An 18394-nucleotide genomic window follows, 5' to 3' on the forward strand; every position below is an offset into this window, starting at 1 on the left:
GACAATTTTCCTAACAGCGTGTCGAGATTAGGGCGTAAAACGGATCGCTATTACCAGCATTTAGCCATGATAGAAAGCTCGGCATCTGCGGTGCTTGGACGATCGCCTCTGGTTTGGTAAAGCCTTGGGGCACGGAGGCAAAATAACTTTTTACCAACTGTAAATGACTGGCATCGGAACCATCGCGCCAAGCTTGGATTGCCTTTTGGTAAAACATGCGATTGGAGAAGCTGACGATCGCAATCCCACCGGGTTTGAGAATGCGATGGATTTCCGCAAAGATTGCCTCGGGATATTGGAGATACTGTACCGAGACCGTATTGAGCACCGCATCAAAGCTCCCATCCGCAAGGGGAAGTTGAGGGTTTTGGTTGAGATCTTGAACAAAGTAGCGATCGAGGCGAGGATTTCGCGCTAATTCTTCTGCATTTAATCCATGCCCTTCCACATGGGCAAATTCCATATCATCGGGCAAGTGCGACACCCAACTGCTCATCAAATCGAGAATCCGCGTCTGAGGAGTTAAGCGATCGCGATACAAATTGGTTAGTTGTTGAATAAAGCCGTTGTCAACATGGGTAACAAAGCGGGGATATTCATAAAATAGCGCATCATCGGAAGCGTCTAATTTTGTGCGTTGATTAGGTTCTAGCTGCATAAAAAGTGCGATCGAAGCAAGATTACCTTCATCATCATACTTAATGCCCGTTCGGGATAAGCTAAAACCCTTGTGCGATCGTCAGCTAAAACATGACGTTGGCTTCGACTCCGCTCAGCCAACGTTAAATCGGTACAATATTTTCAAGTAAGTCCCTAGCTGCGTAATCGCTTTTATTCGTCACTAATACCCAAGAGATTCTCTTTTGACGTTTTGAGTTGCTGCCACAAAACATCGAGTTGCTGAAATGCTTCATGGGGTGAAATTTTACCGCCAGTCTCTAGCGCGGTAATGTAGCCAACCCGCTGTGAGAATTCTTGCAAATTTGCGTCAAATACTAAATTTTCGGGCGTGCAATGACCGAGGTAACGACGTGAAGGGAATAGAAAATCCAATTTATCTCGCTGAGATTCTTGGGGTTTAGGTTCTTCAAATTCAAATTCTTCGTCCATTGTCGTCCCTCTTGCTGGTGCTTGCGATTAATCTATTGGTTCTATTGAAGCCTCAACCCGTTCAAATTCATGTTCCTCTAAAGAGATCAAAATTGTCTCGACAGTGCTATTTGTTCGATCTTCTACGAACTTAACCAACCAGCGCCCTGACTCTTCCCTTGCATGGATATACCCATACACACCCTTGTAGTAGGGGTAAAGTACCCTTACACAATCTCCAACTTTACATATTTGAGATTTAATCATAGCTGAATTAGTTCTTAACTAATCCTTAACCAAAACTAACCGATCGCCAATCTTGCTGTCAATCTGCCCCAAACAAAAATTGCGGTAGCCTGGGCGAAACGCCCAGGCTACCGCACACTTTTCGCAGCTTTCTGAAACAGATTCGCTCAATGGGCTCATCGCGTTAACTTAACGCCCAAGCCAATCGCGCCTATACTCCCGCTGTTGCCAAAACTGGGTTGGGGACAGTCTTGTTAAACAACTGTGCGAGTTGACGCGGGGCGCGATCGCACCAATTACGCTTGCCATAGGCATAGCCAGCGATCAAGGGCACAGCAAGGGTTGCTTCGGCAAATACCATCTGTTCGGTGGCAATATCGACCTTGCCCCAAGAATGAGCTTCCCGTAGGGTTGAGCCAGACAATGCGCCATCGCGTTCGTCCGCCACGGTAACTTGAACTGCATATTTGTGCATAGCAGCCTCAAAACCAAGTAACTCAGCCGCGACCACCGTGTCTTGGGCAAAGTTTTTGGGAACGCCACCACCGATCATCATCAAACCCGTGTGAGGTGAAGCGAGCTTGCATTGGGTCAGTTCGCGGAAGTCGCGCACGGAGTCAATCGTGACATGGGACTCAGGTGAGTACCATTGATGGTGTACCAAGCCAAAACCAGCCGAACAATCGCTAAAGGCAGGCACAAAGATTGGGACTTGATGTTCGTAAGCAGCCAACACCACAGAATGACGATTTTTGGCATTTTTATCGAGATAGGCGCCCATTTCATAGATAAACTCGCGAGAAGAGTGCGGACGATGGGGAAGTGCATCGGCAATTTCAGCGATCGTCATGTCGCAAACCCGCAGTTGATCTTCATCAATGTAGGTGTCATAGATGCGATCGATGCGTTCTTCGCGCAAAACCTCATCATTGGCAAGAATATCGCCCACATAATGATGAAATCCTAAGGCTTCAAAGAAATCTTGATCGACGATGTTTGCGCCCGTAGACACGATCATGTCTACCATGTTGTTTTCGATCAAATCGACAACAACCCCTTTCAAACCAGCACTAAACAGAGAACCAGCCAAACAAAGAATGATCGCGCAATCTTTGTCTTGAATCATCTGGTCGTAGATTTGAGCAGCACGACCTAAATTTCTACCTTGAAAAGCTGTCTGTGCCATGGCATCGACTAGTCCGACTACGTCATGAGCCTTGATGTCAATGTGTTTGACGGTTTGGTGCAATAGTTGTGCGCGCTTCATGGTTGGTGACTCTCTAAAAAATAACTCAAGTAAAATTTTGGCCGTTTAGTAATAGAGGCAAACCCTTTGACGCAATTCGATTTCAGCTGTCACCCACATAGCAGTGTTTGCTATGTGATTTAGAGCATTTCGCAGCAGTTTGTCCAGCAAAGCTTACTCACTCAGGACTTTGCCTAGAAGAGCTGTAAGGCTTTCTGGGGGATAATGTCACGGGCTAAATTACACCGCAAGAAATAAGTGTGCAAATGTAATTGCAACCTTGTTTGACAAAAACTGTGAGACGCTAGATTTTTGACGCTGTAAAAAGAAGCGCTAAAGAACAGTTGCTATCTATTAAGATTTAAAAATTTTTGCCTTCTCACTATAGAGAAGCGATCGACCTAGGCTGTTGACTGTAGAATAGTTAGATGGGTTTACCGAGTAAAAATCCCCAAGCATAGTCACAACCCTGATAGTTATCAGGTCGATCAGATTATACTGGGTCCCTCGCAGGCATCATCCCAAGAGAGTGCAGGATCGGATTGCCTTTTTTCATCTAACTTGATGTTTAGCTGCCAATCGCAGCCAAGTATTAAGATTAATTTGTTCAATTTTTATACAAAAAACAACAAGTTGACTACGATCATAGCACTAGTTTACAAATACAGCAAAATGGCGCTAGAGGATTTATCCAGATTACGTTTTACTATAGATAGGAAGGCAGTGAGACATAACCCTACTTCTTAAGCTTGACGCCATCAAAGTACTAAATCGTTAGTTATCAGGGGGTTGTCGTAAATGATGACACAGTTTCAGGAGGCTATACAAGCAATTAAAGAAGAGCGGTATGTGGAAGCCATGCGCCAGTTTTCACAACTGCTCTATGAGGATCCGCGCAACCCCAAACTGTATATTTGGCTGGGCATTATCTACCGAAAAGCTGGAAAAATTGAATATGCTAAGTTTCAATATCAGCAAGTACTTACCTTAACCCACGATCGTGATTTGCTCGAGATGGCAAAGAACTCGCTCTCAAAAATTCAACAGCTATCTTCCGACAAGCCAACAAGCCAACAAGCCAAGCAAGTTACTGTAGCAAAATCCCTTCAGAGCGAACCTCAAAATAGTGAAGTAGCAATGCTTGTTGATATGGGAACTGCAAATAATCCTAAGTTAAACGGACAGAAAGTAAATACCATGACAACTTCATCAGAAAGTGTTACCAAAAATGCAAACTCTGCTCCTGTGGATGTGGGATTAAATACGCAAGTGCTCCAGGTTCCGCCACCTATGCCGCCTCTAATGAAACAACCTCTTAAGTCCAACTCACCTACCCCAAACTTGTTTAAACCAGATCAGCCAGTAAAAGCCGATCAGAACCAGCAGGTTAAAAGTAAACAGTCAGGTCAGACCGATCCCAGTAAGTCTGCTCAAACTAAGAGTAGTCAGGGCAATACCAAGTCACCCTCTGCAACTTCGTCAGATCCAACTGGCAAGAATAAAGTAATTGCCAATCAAACCGATCGCAACGGGGTTAGCAAACCCGTAATTGCTGAAGGCATGGCTGAACCTGCCGAAATGCTAACGTCTAATCCTAAATTCTCTTCCATTAAGCCGAAAATCACGGCTTGGGCGATCGCACTCGCAACGATTCCAGCGATCGCGATCGGGATCTCAACCTATCAGACAGGTAGTTCAAATTTTGTGGCTCAAGTCAAGCAAACCAAAGCAGTTGAAGCAACGAGTCTGGCAGATACGCTCAGTCGCTTTATGCTGAAACAAGTTGAAAATGTCAGCCTGCTTGGTACCTTATTTGCCGCCAAAGAAGTCAATAAAACTCCCCCTGCCCCGTCCTTAACGCCTGCCCAACAAAAACAAGCCACCAAAGATGCTTTGACCAATCGGCTCAACCTTTACAAACAGGCATATATGAGCTTTGACAGTATTGCCATATTTGACCTTACGGGCAATCTCCTCGCTCAATCAGCAGATACACCGACACCACATACCTTAGATAAAGACTTTCTCAAGCAAGTCCTGGTTGCAAACAGCCTCCAAATCAGTAAACCAGCCTTGGCAGATCAGGAATATGCCATCAATTTTGCCATCCCAATCAAAGATCCAGCCACGCAAAAAGTAAGTACGGTTTTGCAAGCTCGAATGCCAGTCAAGATTTTATTGGAAAACCTTAGGGGGACTGGAACTAGTAATTTTTCTGTGGTCGATGCCACAGGTAAGTACGTGGTGAGTACAGAATCCGCCCGCACGGGCACAGATGCTACAGCAGATTTTGCAAATTTGGCAGACCTGAGGGCAGGTAATCAGCCTAAAGAAACAATTACCAGTGATCGCAGTTCTAGGTTCCTTGCCTATGCGCCCGTACCAAAACTAGCTGCCACAGACCTAGACTGGGATGTACTAACCAGCACAGATAAAAATGCCGTCTTAACTGCCAATCAATTGCTACTGCTTGTAGCGGCGATCGGAATTGGGCTAACACCTTTGCTTGTCGGTGCGATCGCCTACGCCCTCTCAAACCAACTTAGCTCGCGCCTTAAAAACATCAATGGCGCAGTACTTCAAATTGCAAAGGGCAAGCTGAGAACTCGTTTGATAGTTGATGGGAACGATGAGCTAGCCGAACTATCCCTCAGCATCAATAAAATGACTGAGGAGTTTCAGACCATTCTCAAAACTCAGCATAAGGATAATGAGCGACTTCAACAGCAGGTTTTACGACTATTCAAGACATTGATGAAGCTAGCCCAAGTTGACGAAGCGAACCTCGCAATCTCCGATGAGTCGATTAGTTCAATCGTTAACAAAGCTCAATCTCACATGGCGCGAAAAGAAACTGAAATCGTTCAGTATCGCCAAGAGAAAGAGCTTTTCCACAAGCAATTAATGCAAATGGTTGCAGAAGTTAAAGATCTCTCACAGGGAGATTTAACTGTGTCAGCTCACTTGGCTGAAGGAGATATGGCAGAGGTTTCTACCTTCTTTAATGGCGTAATTGATAACCTCCGACAAATCGTGGTTCAAGTCAAAACTGCTGCGGCACAGGTCAACCAATCGTTGGGACACAATCAACATGCGATTACGCAGCTCTCAGGTGAGGCAATCAAACAGGCTGAGCAAATTTCACGGACATTAAACTCAGTACAGCTTATGAATATGTCTGTTCAAACCGTTGTACGCGAAAGCAATCAAGCTACAGAACTTACCAACCATGCTTCCAGTCGCATTCAAGTGGGAAGCCAAGCGATCGATTTGACGATGCAAGGAATTTTGAATCTGCGATCGACTGTGACAGCAACGGCTAAAAAAGTGAAGCGTTTAGGCGAATCATCCCAACAAATTGCCAAGGTGGTATCCCTAATCAACGATATTGCCGTCCAAACCAATTTTCTGTCGATTAATGCCAGTCTTGAGGCAGCGCGTGCAGGTGAACATGGTAAAGGCTTTGCGTTAGTAGCTGAGGAGGTAGGCACACTCGCAGCGAGATCTGCAGCAGCCATCAAAGAGGTTGAGCAGTTGATCGGTAACATTCAAGTCGAAACCAGCGAAGTCATGAATGCCATGGAATTGGGCGCAAGCCAAGTTACTGAAGGGACTCAACTTGTTGAAGATGCACAAAAAAGCTTGCAGCAAATCACGGCTGTCTCTCACCAAATTGATGAGTTGGTAAGCTCTATTTCTGATGCTACAGGTTCTCAGGCTCTTACTTCAGAGTGCATTGCTAACTTGATGAAAGATATTTCCCAAGTATCTGGAAGAACTGCCAGCTCATCAACCAAGGTATCTAAATCTTTGCAATCATCTGTTAAGTTAGCAGAGCAGTTACAAAAATCTGTAGACAAATTTAAGGTTAGCTAAATACAAACAATGTTAGGCGTGCTGAAGTCCCTGATTAAAAACACTCCTAAGTGCGAAAGGTAATTTCCTATGAATAATGCTGAAGTTGAAGCGAGACAGATGTTGCTTAAGGAAGCACAAGAACATCTGTTTGAAATTGAAGATTATCTGGTAGGGCTAGACCCAAAGTCTCTAGATTTCAAAGAGAAAATTGACAGTATGCTGCGATCGGCTCACTCTCTAAAAGGAGGAGCATCCATGATGCAACTGGATAGTTTGAGTAGTGCAGCTCATCGTATTGAAGATGCCCTCAAGTTACTCGAAAACATTAAGTCTGAGATAACTCAAGAAATCCATGGGCTGTTTTTACAGGGTATCGAGCAATTACTGCAAATTGTCGCGCTTAATCGTCAAGGGGAGTCAGTAGATCGAGCTTGGATGGCTGAGCATATCGATTTGGTATTCGATCAACTTTTTCAGAAACTACATAGAGATTCTGAAGAAAAGACTACGGAGATGGTTGAAGAAGTTGTCGATTTGGCAGCATTAATTTTTGAAACCGAAGTCGAGAGCCACTTAGAAAATCTAGAAGCCTTGCTTGACTCATCATCAACCCTTTATCGCTTAGATGAAGAGCTATTAACGGTAAGTACAGATCTAGCAGCTATTGGGAAAATGCTAGATCTAGAGAATTTTGTCCAACTATGCGAATCTATATCCCTATATATATGTGCAGGCAAATATTCTATTACGAGACTTTCTCAAGTGGCTTTATCAGTATGGCGACGATCGCAGGCTTTAGTACTCTCTGGTAACTCAGAATCTATTCCCAGTAGTATAGAAACAGAACTAGCAAACTTAGGGATTAATCACCAACCTCAAATCGAACGAGAAATCGAAGAAGGTTCTGAAATCAATTTAACGGCATGGCTTGAGCCCACTGATACGCAAACTTCTATTGAAGCAACGGTTAGCATGACATCCCCCTTATCAAGTCTCAGGGAGATGGAAGCTGAAGATGAAGAGGAGACGATGATTTTGTTGGCTTCGCCAGTGGAGTTTATATCAGAAGAGGATATGAACCAAGTAGAACTATGGGTGGAAGAAGAAAATAGTCCCTTCAATCTAGCGCAAATGACAGATTCAGAGAGCCTGTTTAATGGGACAACCCAGACTGACTTAAATACTGACTTAAATTCCGACCGTGCTTCTTTATTGGATCAAGATATTCCTGAGCCCTTCTTTGAAGATCGGACTGTACTTATAGACTATATGCAGGCATCTTCTAATGGAGTTGAGCCAATAGAAATTGTATCCACCCAAACAGAAATTTTCGATGACGAGCAAACAGAAAGTGATCTTCTAAACGCTGTAGAAACCAATTCTGACCAAGACTGTGAAATCTTTTATGCTAGGGGTGAAATATTTCCATCGACCGAGATGTTGTCGGAAACTCCTTTCATTGAAGATCGCCTCTCTGAGAGCCTGATTGAGGAGAATATATCTGCACCTTTTTTAGCTATAGAAACTGTAAAAACTGAAGAAGACCCTAGCGATCGCAACGTAGTAATCCACGAAAAAGATATAGCTAGTGATGATTTAATCGATGTAGGGCAAATCGCTCATTATCAAGAGATGTTTCTCGATAATGAAGTAGAAATATCAGAAATCTTTACCCATGTCGTCTCAACAGATGCCAAAGCACAACCTGAGATAACTTCAGAAACGCCCTTTACAACCATCCCTTTAATCAAGCCTGAAGCTTCCCATGGGGATATCGTAAATCCCACGCAACCGGCACTTTCTGATGCAGCGCCAATGCTGGGGAATAATACTGAACCATCTGAGACATCTAATTTACTCGATTCTGAGTTAATAGAGATGGATGATGCCTTTTGGCAGGGGCTGGATCGAATGCTTGGGAGTTCTGACCATCTTAGTGATAGCGGCAACTCTTTGATGGATTGGGTCTCTGATGCATCTCTACCTCTTTCTGAGCCTGTAATCGAATCTGCGAACATTGCGAGCAATCCTCAATCCTTTCTTGAAGATAATCTTTCTAGTTCCGAAATTTATCAGGCAAAACACGATGGGGAACCAGTTCAAATGCTACCCGATCGAACGATCGAAGGATTGGAAGTAGCACCAGAGAATAATATAGCGATCGCTCCAACAGTTGAGGTAGGTTTTGAGCGGTCTGAGGTTGTAAATTTAGAGCGAGATGATGACTTTGAAAATATCACCGATCTAATCTCCTATGAGGGAGCAAGTCATCAGAAAGCCCTGAGGGTAAGCTTGCCTCTAAGCCACTTGGACAACCTTTCTAGACTGGCTGAAGGACTTGTGATCAGTAAAAGCAATCTAGATATGCAATTAGATCGCCTTAAGGAGCTATCTCGCCAACTACAGCGCCATATACGCAATTTGGATGACTCACAAGACGATTTTTATACAACCTATACCCAAACCTTTAATCACTTTGACTTCAAAACCCAAGAAAATCTACAGAACGAATCAAGTAACGAATCTAGCGACAAATGGTCAGACCAATCCAATGGAAATAGAGCCTTTGCTACGATAAAACAGCTCGATCGCCAAACAACCCTGACCCCCGATCGCTCCAACCATCTGCTATCCCTAGCGCAATCCGTGACAGAGGCAATTAGCCAACTGGAGGAAGTTACTCAAGGAATTAACTTGACCCTATTGGAAGCAGAGCAGGAATCAGCCAGTGTTGGGCATGAATTTAGCCAGTTGGTTACTAGTATCAACTATGCCAAGGTGATGCCCTTCTCAGATTTAGTAAGTCGATTCCCAAAGATACTGCGTAATTTATCCTTGCAGTATGGCAAGCAAGTGGAACTCAAGATCAAGGGAGGCGATACGTTGATTGAACGTGCGATCGCCGATGCTTTGGTCGATCCGTTGCAGCATTTACTTCGTAACGCCTTCGATCATGGTATTGAAGATGCTCCCACTCGTAAAGCACGTGGCAAGCAAGAACATGGCAACATTGAGATGGCTGCAGTCCAAACCGCAGGAAGAGTTCTGATTACGGTTCGTGATGATGGTGGTGGAATTGACCTCGAAAAAATTCGAGTCAAAGTGCAGCAAACCGCTTTTGAAGAAGGGCTTGACTCATCTTCACTTACCCAAGTTAGTGATGCAAAGTTGATCTCTTTTATATTTGAGCCTGGTTTTAGTACGGCAAATAAAGTTAGCCCTCTATCGGGAAGGGGCATAGGGATGGATGTGGTGCGTACCAATCTCCATCAAATCGGGGCAGATATTTCTGTGGCTTCAAAATCAGGAGAAGGCACAAAATTTACGATTGGCCTTCCGCGAAAATCCCCCATAGTCAAGATCGTATTGGTCGAAGTTGACCAGATGTTCTTGGCGATACCCTGCAATGAAGTTCAAGCAATTATTCCCTTTACCTCCGATGAAATTTTGTCTAAAGAGGAAGAAAGTAGTGTATTTGTTTGGCAAGATCGGGAAGTTCCTATTGTACGGTTGAGCGATCGCCTTAAGCTTAATTGCCATTTGAACGCCAAACAACAGAACCATAAACCTGCGAATGCTACCCCTTCAATGCTGATTTTGCAGCACGAGCGAGAGTTGATGGCAATCCCTGTGGATGCTTGTTGGGGAGAACAAGACGCACGCTTACATGAGATCGAAGGGGATATCTCACTACCCGATGCTTTCTCTGGATGTCTGGTTTTAGGGAATGGTCAGCCTGTCGTGCTGTTGTCCCCTGCGGAAATTTCGCTTCAGTGGCTAAGAGCCAATCCCTTAGGAGGGGCTTCTATGGTCTATTCACCTCAGGCTAAATCTCCCAAGAGAACTGCGAAGTCTTCAATCGGTAGTTCTTCAGATTCTGATGATGTTGTGTTAATTGTTGATGATTCGAGTAATACTCGACATAGTTTAGTGCAGGCTTTGGAAAAAGCAGGTTTTAAAACAGAGCAGGCAAAGGATGGCGATGATGCTCTATTAAAAATTCGTAGTGGGATTCGCGTCAATGCGATCGTGTCTGATATCGAAATGCCTCACATGGATGGTTATGGATTGCTATCCAAACTCAAGGCTAATGAAGCTTTAAGTCACTTGCCCGTAATTTTCCTAACCTCAAATAGTGATGAAACCCAGCAACAACATGCGCTAAGTCTTGGGGCAGCAGCTTGCATCTGTGCCCCCTATCAAGAGAACGATTTAGTCCAAGCCGTTAAGCAACAGTTAGGCATGAAGTCTTAAAAGCGATCGCACCCTCCCGCCACAATTTCTCTTAGATTCTCTTAGATTCTCTTAGAAAAGAGGAGGGGGACATTGTCCTCCTCCCTACGCGAGTTTCTGCTTAAAGTGGCTCGATTAAACCACCACCCAACAATAGTTCGCCAGAATAGAACACTGCCGCCTGACCGGGAGTGATGCTAAACTGCGGTTCATCAAAGACAATGCGGGCACGGCGGTTCGCATCCCCTTGAGAGTCGCTATCCAATGGAACAATTGTTGCCAAGGCTGGGGGAGTACGATAACGAATCTGGACTTCTGCCCGAATTGGACTGGTTGCAGGGGCAAGAGATACCCAGTTGATCTGATTAATCGTACATTCCTGCGCCTCGGTTTCTGCGCGATCGCCAACAATCACCTCATTTTTACCTGCATCAATTGCCACAACATATAGGGGATGTGCTGCTGCCACGCCCAACCCCTTGCGCTGACCAATGGTGTAATGGTGTGTGCCTTCGTGTTCGCCCAAAATATTGCCTTGGGTATCGACAATATTGCCTTTGCGCTGATAGATATATTGGTCGAGAAATTCTCGCATCGAGCCATGGGCCTCGATCAGGCATAAATCTTGACTTTCAGGTTTTTCGGCAGTCGTAAGACCAAACTCTGCGGCAATCTGGCGCGTCTCAGCTTTGGTGAGTTCGCCCAACGGAAACACGCAATGACCGAGATCGGTTTGTGGCACTTCGTATAAAAAGTAAGACTGATCTTTGGCGCGATCGACAGCACGATATAGCTGATAACGTCCCGTATCCGAATCGAACTTTATACGGGCATAATGTCCAGTCGCAATCGTCTCAATGCCCAACTGCTCCTTTGCATATTGCAGCATAGGGGTAAATTTTACGGCTTTGTTGCAGCGCGAGCAGGGCAGAGGCGTACTGCCTGCGGCATAGCCTGTCACCAGATAGTTAATGATGTTTTGCTCAAATACATCGCGGCTATCAACAATCTCATGGGGAATGTTTAGCTGTTCGCAAATTTTAGCAGCATCAACCATGCCATCCGAGCAGCATTGACCTTTGCCTCGCATTAACCACAGTGTTAAGCCAGTTACGTCATAACCCTGCTGATGCAGTAATGCTGCTGCAACAGAGCTATCGACACCACCCGATAAGCCAACGACTACTTTTTTCGCCATATCTTTAAGTCCAGAGATTGTGCCACTACGTTGAGTGCGAACCCTATTGTAACTACTCTAGCAATTGCATGGATTGATTAGATCGGAATCACCTCGAATATAGTCAGAATAAGCCTACAGAAATGAATAGAGAAGCTGAAAGATCAGCCGAAAGAGTGCCATACAGGTAACCGTGGCAAAGCCTGCGATCGCGCTCATCAGTGCCATGTTTTCCAAGCTAGGAAGACTTTGCAACTGAGGTAACTTAGCAAAAAGCTGCAAACCAACCACAGCCAAAATGGTTCCCACATTCACAAAAATCAGGAGGTCTTTATTATCTAAAATTTGACTGATGCGCAACCAGAGAATTGAAAGCACCACCCCCCCTAAAATTAATAGACTTGGCTGCATCCCAATTTGGGCAAAGCCCACATAATACGCTACTAGTCCTAAAAGCATCCCCTCAAACCCAATCAAGAATGCAGCAAACAACTGGTTTCCTAAAGGAGCTGACAGCAACCAAGGGGTGGCAGAGGGACTTGCTGGAACTTGACGCGCGGCTTGCACAGGCGGCGGAGAAGCAGAAGCAACCCGACGCGAGGCAGGTGCGGGAGGAGGTGTAACCACCGCAGGAGGAGCGGAAACAGGAACCTGCGAAGGGGCAGAAATAGAAGTTTGGGAGGGTTGAGTAAGCGTTTGAGATGTGGGGGCATAGATTTGCTTGAGTGCATCTAAAACATCTTTGGCAGATTCAAAGCGCATATTTGGCGCAGTTTCTAGCATCCGATCTAGTAATCTGACCAAATCGGGATTAACCGCGATCGCGCTGTGCCAGTTCCATTTATTTGTATTTACATCAAAAAGATCGTCAGGTTCCTTACCCGTTAGCAAATACAGACAAGTAACGGCAAAAGCATAGAGATCGCTAGAAGGAAAGACTTTATCGCCGCGCATCTGCTCGGGTGCGCCATACCCCGGCGTGAAAATCCCTGTAGATTTTTGCCCTGCGGCAGCAGCCGTTACCTGCTTAACTGCACCAAAGTCTAGGAGAAAATAGGTTTGATCGGCTTTGCGAATCATAATATTCGACGGCTTAATGTCGCGATGAATCGAACCATGATCGTGAACAAACTGTAAAACAGGCAGCAAACTGCTCATAATTTCTACAACATCGGCTTCAGCGATCGCACCATGCTGTTCGACTAATTGCTCGAGCGTAAAGCCGTCAATAAATTCTTGGACGAGATAAAAGAAATTGTCCTTGCCAGCTTGGACTTCAAAAAATGCTAGTAAGTCTGGAATTTGGGGATGCGTACCCAAACGTTCGAGGACTTCTCCTTCGCGATCGAACATTTGCTTGGCAATTTCCAGTTGCTGCCCAGTTAACCCTAGTGGCATCAGTTGCTTGACCACGCAGCGTCTCATGGCGGGGGTGTAGCGATCGCGCGCTATATAGGCTGCCCCAAATCCTCCTCTGGCAAGAGGCTTTTCAGTGAGATAGCGACCTGCTAAAAACAGCGGCATCCCACAAGTCACACAAAATTTTTGACTAATGGTTTTAATCGTGCCACCCGTATCCAAGTCTGGACATGCATTGACTGGCTTTGGGCAATTGGGGCGAGTGCAGTAGATATCCACTGTTTATCCGAAGATAGTTATAGAGATCACGATTATACAGGGGCTTTGGGCAGCAGTTTGTTATCTGCGATCGGCATAAACACGGAACCTCGATCGCCGATTGCCAAATTATCGCGCACCTTAACTTGAGAAAACCGAAGAAATACCTGTAGTCCGCAGCTAATTCTAGGGCGATGCTAGGATACGGAAAGCTCCGATCCCTGAGTTTACTAACGACCTGATGGAAAGATACAGGCGATCGCAGGACTTAGCAATCAATTTTACGATCTTGAATTTAAACGTTTTATAGCATGAATCGCTTATACCCTCGCCAAATTTCGCTCTGGACAATTTTCTTGCCAATATTTTTAGCGATCGCTATTTTATCGTTCTCGCAACTGATCCCCCAATGGCAAGCCTCGGCATGGGCAAAACCCCTATCGTTTAGTCATGGGGCATTAAAGGGGCGAGACTTTTCAGGGCAAGAACTGGCGGGCTCTGGTTTCGCCAATGCCAATATGGAAAGTGCTAACTTTGCCAATGCTGATGTGCGAGGAGCTATCTTTAGTGCTTCGATTTTACGCAATGCCAACTTGCATGGGGCAGATTTTACAGGCGGGATGCTCGATCAAACTGATTTTGCCAAAGCCGATCTGAGCGATGCCATTTTGGTCGATACGATTTTGTTACGCAGTACCTTCGATTTCGTCAATATTACGGGGGCTGATTTTAGCGAGGCTATTCTTGATGGCGCTCAGATTAAGTGGTTGTGTACTAAGGCTAAGGGCGTCAATTCTAAGACGGGGGTGAGTACCCGTGAATCGCTAGGATGCGATTAAACAAACGTGCAATCCTTAAAAGCAGGGGCAATATAAATTGCCCCTGCTTTTAAGGATTGCTATGGTAGTGACGATCTAGAGAAATTTCAGCATCAAGGCAAGGACAACTAGCATGACACCAACGATATAAAAAGCTCTGACGACATGGATTTCATGCCAGCCACTTAACTCTAGATGGTGGTGAAAAGGAGCCATTTTGAATAGACGCTGACCCACACCTGTTGAGCGTTTGGTTGCCTTGAAATAAGAAACTTGGGCAATCACAGAGATGGATTCCCAGACAAAAATTGCACCGACGATCAGCAAGCCCCATAACATATTGCCGAGTAAAGCCACGGCTGCAAGTGCCCCACCCAAAGCTAGCGAACCCGTATCCCCCATAAACACATTGGCGGGATTGCGGTTAAACCACAGAAAGCCCAAATAACTGCCGCTCATGCAAGCACTAAAGATAGCGAGTTGAGGTTGCTCGGGGAAAAGTAACATTGCCATACCGAGGAGTGCGATCGCACCTGTACCACCCGCTAAACCATCCAGACCATCGGTTAAGTTTGTCGCGTTAGTCGTGCCCATGATCACAAAGAGTGCCAGAGGGCAAAAGAGAATACCAAGGGGTAAAACCAAATGCAGGGGTAGGTTGATTGTGCTAAACGATTGCCAATCTTGGGTCAAACCCATCCAAGTACAAAAAGCGATCGCGCAGATCGCCTGTAAAGCCAGCTTAGTTTTTGGAGAAATCCCTTTATTAGAATGGCGGCGAAGGATTTGCCAGTCATCTAACCACCCAACTAATCCGAATGCTAGGGTGAGAACACAACAAGCCGCGACTCGCGGCTCAAAACCAGAAAAAACTAGGGCAGCAACGATCCCCACCGGCATGATAAAAATCCCGCCCATGGTTGGTGTGCCTGCTTTTTTTAGGTGTGCTTGAGGCCCATCCTCTCGCACAATTTGTCCTGTCTTTAACTGACGTAAGATAGGAACGGCTACACTACCGAGTGCAATTACACCCAAAACACAAACAAACAGAGGAATCAGCAAACTGTAGGTCAGATTCACATTTAAGGAAATGTCTATACCTAAAACAAGCAAGATGATGCTCAGTGCCAAACTTAAAGAAACATTCTGACCTGAAGGAAGCCTGCGCTTTCTTATCCGCAATCCTGTATCAACCATTTCCTCACACCAACTTCACGTCAAATTTAGACAGATGCACACCACAATCTGAACCTTCTAAGCGTGCCAAGCGCCAGTACTATACTACGAGTACGATACTCTGAGTACTCTACCAAGCCGCAAAGCTTACCTTTTAAGACGATCTAAGATTGCCCAGAATATATGACCTTAATATCAGAAACTCCTAGGGTTTGTCTACATAAAAAAAACTGTTTCTCAGAATTTTTGAGTATCTCCACCTAAAGGAGTAACGATCGAAACCAAAGAAGCTTCAACCATCACAGAAAATTAAACATCATGGCTACTGGAGCCGCTAACATTCAAAGCCTTAACGCCCGTCAGCTTACCCTTACCGCCCTGCGTCTAATTCAAAGACGAGGCGTATATGCTGATGTTGCACTGAATCAGGTATTACAACCATCGACTGACAAGGAAACGCATCAGGTTTCTGCCAGCGATCGCCGTTTAACCACAGAACTAGTTTATGGCATTACCCGTCGCCAACGCACACTTGATTCGATAATTTTGCAATTTACCCGCAAACCTAATGCCAAACTCAATCCCGATCTGCGATCGATCTTGCAGATTGGAATTTATCAGATTTGTTTCTTAGCGCAAGTCCCCGCATCGGCTGCTGTGAATACCAGTGTGGACTTGGCAAAACACAACAAATTAGCGGGATTAGCAGGTTTTGTGAATGGGGTTTTACGTGCTGTGGCGATCGCCCAAGCCGAACAGTCCCTATGGCAAAATCTTCCCGATCTCGGTAGTAAATATAGTTTCCCAGATTGGCTGATTTCCCTGTGGCTAGAGGAATTTGGGGCAATTGAAACCGAACAGCTATGCGACTGGTTCAATCAGTCTCCTCATATCGATCTGCGGGTTAATTGTCTGGTCGCAAATACTGACATGGTTTTGACTGCTTTTGCCGATGCGGGGATTGCTGCCACTGCGCTGGTTAATATTCCCAATGCTGTTCGACTAGAACAGGGCTCGGGAGAGATCTCACAGTTGCCAGGATTTAAGGAAGGGTGGTGGACTGTACAGGATGCCAGCGCCCAATTAGCTGCCCTTTTGCTCGATCCTCAGCCCGATGATGTCGTGATTGATGCCTGTGCTGCCCCAGGGGGGAAAACCACGCACCTTGCCGAACTCATGGGCGATCGCGGCAAGATCTATGCCCTAGACCGTTCTGCAAATCGGCTCAAGCGTCTAAAGGAAAATTGCGATCGGCTCCAGCTTAAAAGTATTGAAACTTTGGTGGGAGATAGTCGGGAATTTCCCCAGTTTTGCGATCGCGCCGATCGGGTTTTGTTAGATGTTCCCTGTTCGGGATTGGGGACATTACACCGCCATGCCGATGCCCGCTGGCGACAAACCGCCGAGGAGCCCTACAAGTTGGCACAGCTACAGATAGAAATTCTCGAACAGACGGCACAATGGGTAAAATGGGGTGGTGTCTTGGTCTATTGCACCTGCACGCTACATCCTGCTGAAAATGAGGCTGTAATTGGTCAATTTTTATCCACCCATCCCGACTGGCAGCTCGCGACTCCTCAACCACCTAGTCCCTTAACCAATTTTCTGACCCCAGAGAACTGGATCAGAGTCTTGCCCCATCAGCAAAATATGGATGGTTTTTTTATGGCAAAACTTCAGCATTTATAAAATTGTGGATTCGCCTTTTAACTGCTAAAACACACTTATAAGTTGTTGTCTTTGCTTGTATCAACTTGTAAACATAATGTGGTAACAATATAAATAGTTTGGGTAACGTCGTTGTATCGATCGAACTAATTAATAAGTAAGTTCCCCCATAGATTTTTTCCTCCGCATAAAAAAGTAAACCTCGCTAACAGGTGAATCCTATGAAGCTAAGAATTCTGACTGCTGCGCTTTTTCTAGCCACTGGTACAGCCATCAGTGCGATCGTTCCAACGCAGGCAAAAGCCCAAAGTGCCGAACACCTCAAGGTATTTTTAGAAAGCCGTGAATGCCAGCGTTGCGAACTGAGCGGCATCAATGCTAGCGGTGCTAATCTCAGAGGTGCTGTGATTGATGGCGCTGATTTTAGACGCAGCATCTTGACTGGTATCAACCTATCTTTTAGCACCATCTACTACGGCGACTTTAGAAGTGCCGATCTGAGTAGTTCCGATCTAAGACATTCTTTTCTAATTAATGGGGATTTGATCAGAACCAATCTTGCTGGGACTAATGCTCGCAACAGCCGTTGGAAGAATGCTGACTTGACGGATGCAAATCTGAAAGATGCCAATCTCATCGATATTGAGTTAGTTGGAGCCAAGTTAAATGGGGCTGACTTGAGAAATGCTTCTTTGCGTTATGCCAGTTTATATCGAGCTGACCTTAGAGGTGCCAACCTCAAAGGTGCTGACCTCTATCGGGCTGACTTGACTGAAGCCGATTTGAGTGGAGTCGATCTAAGCCAAACCAACCTCTGCCGCGCCACCATGCCCGATGGTTCAACCTCCATGCAAGGCTGCATCATTCCTAAATAGTTAATTCATTCGTAATTTAAAAAGCTTGGTTTATTCTCATTAACCAAGCTTTTTTTGTATTTATATAAACCAGAGGGCTAGGGTTTTGAAATTCTTTAAATAACGTCAGTTCGGGATAAGAGAACCCGAAACGCTATACATCCCAAGGATCCCCCCAGCCTCCCTTGCAAAAGCGGGGAGAATTTACTTCCCTTTTGTAAGGGAGATGCGATAGGGCAGGGGGATCAAACTCTTCGGTTCCAACAAGTTGGACTGCTTTGATTGACTCCACGACGCCTATGCTGAGTTCGCTGCAACGCATGGTTAGGCGGCACGTCGTGAAAAAACATACTGATAAATAGACTTGTTTGGAAATAATAGATAATAACAAAACAGTTAGAAGGCGAGATGT

At 45.3% G+C, this 18394-nt stretch carries 12 protein-coding genes; 6 read left to right on the forward strand and 6 right to left on the reverse strand.

Going from position 1 to position 18394, the window contains the following annotated elements; all coding sequences use genetic code 11:
• Positions 1-10: 10 nt before the first annotated feature.
• The 3 genes from V2H45_RS08245 to V2H45_RS08255 all read right to left on the reverse strand — a co-directional run bounded on the left by V2H45_RS08245 (position 11) and on the right by V2H45_RS08255 (position 2602).
• The gene (locus tag V2H45_RS08245) at positions 11-658 is read right to left on the reverse strand and encodes a class I SAM-dependent methyltransferase (protein WP_330483154.1); all 648 of its coding nucleotides are present in this window, start codon (positions 656-658) and stop codon (positions 11-13) included.
• Between the two features lie 173 nt (positions 659-831).
• The gene (locus V2H45_RS08250; RefSeq protein WP_330483155.1) at positions 832-1110 is read right to left on the reverse strand and encodes a DUF7219 family protein; all 279 of its coding nucleotides are present in this window, start codon (positions 1108-1110) and stop codon (positions 832-834) included.
• Between the two features lie 436 nt (positions 1111-1546).
• Positions 1547-2602: a 1,9-bis(guanidino)-5-aza-nonane synthase gene (locus V2H45_RS08255; protein ID WP_330483156.1), complete on the reverse strand. Its 1056-nt coding sequence runs from the start codon at positions 2600-2602 to the stop codon at positions 1547-1549.
• Positions 2603-3379: 777 nt separating this feature from the next.
• On the opposite strand from V2H45_RS08255, the gene V2H45_RS08260 reads away from it, so the two are divergent.
• Both V2H45_RS08260 and V2H45_RS08265 read left to right on the forward strand, forming a co-directional pair.
• Positions 3380-6457: a methyl-accepting chemotaxis protein gene (locus V2H45_RS08260; RefSeq protein ID WP_330483157.1), complete on the forward strand. Its 3078-nt coding sequence runs from the start codon at positions 3380-3382 to the stop codon at positions 6455-6457.
• Between the two features lie 69 nt (positions 6458-6526).
• Entirely contained in the window at positions 6527-10693 is a 4167-nt protein-coding gene (locus V2H45_RS08265; protein ID WP_330483158.1) for a hybrid sensor histidine kinase/response regulator, read from the forward strand.
• A 100-nt stretch (positions 10694-10793) separates the two neighbouring features.
• Here V2H45_RS08265 and mnmA read toward each other — a convergent pair whose 3' ends face one another.
• The gene (gene mnmA / locus V2H45_RS08270; RefSeq protein ID WP_330483159.1) at positions 10794-11870 is read right to left on the reverse strand and encodes a tRNA 2-thiouridine(34) synthase MnmA; all 1077 of its coding nucleotides are present in this window, start codon (positions 11868-11870) and stop codon (positions 10794-10796) included.
• 114 nt (positions 11871-11984) lie between these two features.
• The gene (locus V2H45_RS08275; protein WP_330483160.1) at positions 11985-13487 is read right to left on the reverse strand and encodes a serine/threonine-protein kinase; all 1503 of its coding nucleotides are present in this window, start codon (positions 13485-13487) and stop codon (positions 11985-11987) included.
• Here V2H45_RS08275 and V2H45_RS08280 point away from each other — a divergent pair.
• Together V2H45_RS08280 and V2H45_RS08285 are read left to right on the forward strand one after the other, a co-directional pair.
• Positions 13395-13616, forward strand: a complete 222-nt coding sequence (locus V2H45_RS08280; protein ID WP_330483165.1) for a hypothetical protein — start codon at positions 13395-13397, stop codon at positions 13614-13616. The two genes, V2H45_RS08275 and V2H45_RS08280, sit on opposite strands and share 93 nt — an antisense overlap.
• A gap of 161 nt (positions 13617-13777) precedes the next feature.
• Positions 13778-14305 carry a pentapeptide repeat-containing protein gene (locus V2H45_RS08285; RefSeq protein ID WP_330483161.1) on the forward strand — a complete coding sequence of 176 codons (528 nt, stop codon included), beginning with the start codon at positions 13778-13780 and terminating at the stop codon, positions 14303-14305.
• 75 nt (positions 14306-14380) lie between these two features.
• Here the strand turns inward: V2H45_RS08285 and mraY are convergent, their stop codons facing one another.
• Positions 14381-15481, reverse strand: coding sequence for a phospho-N-acetylmuramoyl-pentapeptide-transferase (gene mraY / locus V2H45_RS08290; protein WP_330483162.1), 1101 nt, complete (start codon positions 15479-15481; stop codon positions 14381-14383).
• A gap of 297 nt (positions 15482-15778) precedes the next feature.
• Here mraY and V2H45_RS08295 point away from each other — a divergent pair, with 297 nt between their 5' ends.
• Together V2H45_RS08295 and V2H45_RS08300 are read left to right on the forward strand one after the other, a co-directional pair.
• On the forward strand, positions 15779-17149 hold the full coding sequence (locus V2H45_RS08295) for a 16S rRNA (cytosine(967)-C(5))-methyltransferase (RefSeq protein ID WP_330483163.1): 1371 nt from the start codon (positions 15779-15781) through the stop codon (positions 17147-17149).
• A 200-nt stretch (positions 17150-17349) separates the two neighbouring features.
• Complete coding sequence (locus V2H45_RS08300) at positions 17350-18003, forward strand: pentapeptide repeat-containing protein (protein ID WP_330483164.1); 654 nt, start codon at positions 17350-17352, stop codon at positions 18001-18003.
• Positions 18004-18394: the final 391 nt, after the last annotated feature.

Origin of the sequence: Tumidithrix elongata BACA0141 (genome assembly GCF_036349135.1) — a bacterium.
In the GTDB taxonomy this organism is placed as follows: Bacteria; Cyanobacteriota; Cyanobacteriia; order Pseudanabaenales; family Pseudanabaenaceae; genus Tumidithrix; species Tumidithrix elongata.